This is a genomic window from Paraburkholderia denitrificans, from assembly GCF_042655705.1.
GTDB classification, from domain to species: domain Bacteria; phylum Pseudomonadota; class Gammaproteobacteria; order Burkholderiales; family Burkholderiaceae; genus Paraburkholderia; species Paraburkholderia denitrificans.
Map to the genome: position 1 here is coordinate 1 of NZ_JBHSMP010000052.1, position 1,490 is coordinate 1,490.

Annotated in this window: 1 protein-coding gene; it reads left to right on the top strand. The window is 62.4% G+C overall.

The window, feature by feature from the left end:
• Nucleotides 1-27: 27 nt before the first annotated feature.
• The gene (locus tag ACFPTO_RS25110) at nt 28-1,383 is read left to right on the top strand and encodes an IS1182 family transposase (RefSeq protein WP_377715792.1); all 1,356 of its coding nucleotides are present in this window, start codon (nt 28-30) and stop codon (nt 1,381-1,383) included.
• The last annotated feature ends 107 nt before the right edge of the window (nt 1,384-1,490 follow it).

Sequence of the window (1,490 nt, forward strand, 5' to 3'; positions counted from 1 at the left end):
CAACAAGTTCGCTTAGAGAATCCATAGATGAGTCGCTTCGTGCCCGTTGATCGTCAGACCGGTTATCTGTTGCCGCCGTCGGTGGAGGACTGGTTGCCGGAAGACCATCTGGCTCGGTTTGTGGTGGAAGTCATCGCGCAGATGGACCTCTCGGATCTGAGCGTGGCGTATGCGGGACGAGGCAAGGCAGCGCATCATCCCGAGGTGCTGCTGGGTTTGCTGGTGTACGGGTATGCAACCGGGGTGTTCTCGAGCCGCAAGATTGAGCGGGCAACCTACGATTCGGTGGCGTTCCGCTACATTGCAGCAAACACGCACCCGGACCATGACACGCTGGCCACCTTTCGCAAGCGGTTCGCGAGTCAGATCGAGAAGCTGTTCGTGCAGGTGCTGCTGGTCGCGAAGGAGATGAAGCTGGTCAAGCTGGGCCGGATTGCGCTGGACGGCACCAGGGTGAAGGCGAACGCAAGCAGGCACCGTGCGCTGTCGCACGGGCACATCGGCCGGATCGAGACGCAATTGCGCGAAGAAGTGCAGCAGTTGATGGATCTGGCCGGGAACGCCGATCGGGAGAGTCTGCCGGATGGGATGGATGTACCGGCGGAGATCGCACGGCGCGAAGCGCGGCTGAAGGCGCTGGCCGAAGCGAAGGCGAAGATCGAGGCGCGGGCGCAGGAACGCTTCGAGCAGGAACAGCAGGAGTATGAAGCGAAGGTGGCGCGTCGCGAGGCGCAGCGCAAAGACGGCAAAAAGCCGCGTGGCAAGGACCCGAAACCGCCGCAAGGCGGTGCCAGGGAACGTGACCAGATCAACCTGACAGACGAAGAGTCGCGCATCATGCCGGTGTCCAGCGGCGGCTTCGAGCAAGGCTACAACGCGCAGGCGGCGGTGGACGTCGAGAGCATGTTGATCGTGGGCACGACGGTGACCCAGCAGTGTAACGACAAGCGCCAGATCGCACCGATGGTCGACGTGCTGGGGGCGCTACCCGGGAAATTGGGCCACCCTGAGGTGTTACTGGCCGATGCGGGCTACTTCAGTGCGGCCAACGTCACCCTCTGCGAGGCAGCGGAACTCACCCCGCTGATCGCGATCCGGCGCGACGCCCATCATCGGCCTCTGATGGAACGCTTTGCCGCCGATCCGGCGCCGCCTGAGAGTACCGATCCGCTCATCAGGATGACGCACCGACTCAAAACGAAGGCGGGTCGAGCGCTGTACGGGCTACGCAAGAACACGGTCGAACCGGTGTTCGGGATCATCAAGCATGTGATGGGATTCCGGCAGTTCTCGCTACGCGGGCTGTCCAATGTCACGGCGGAATGGTCGCTGGTCGCGCTCGCGTGGAACATCAAGCGGATGAACGTATTGCGAGGCGTGTAGGGCGATAAGCGGGCGCTTTGTGCGCCCCCATCGCCCAGATTACCTTCCGGATCTGCTCTCGCATACCTTTCGTAGCGCTTTTACGACCGAGGTGAGTCCGCAAACCC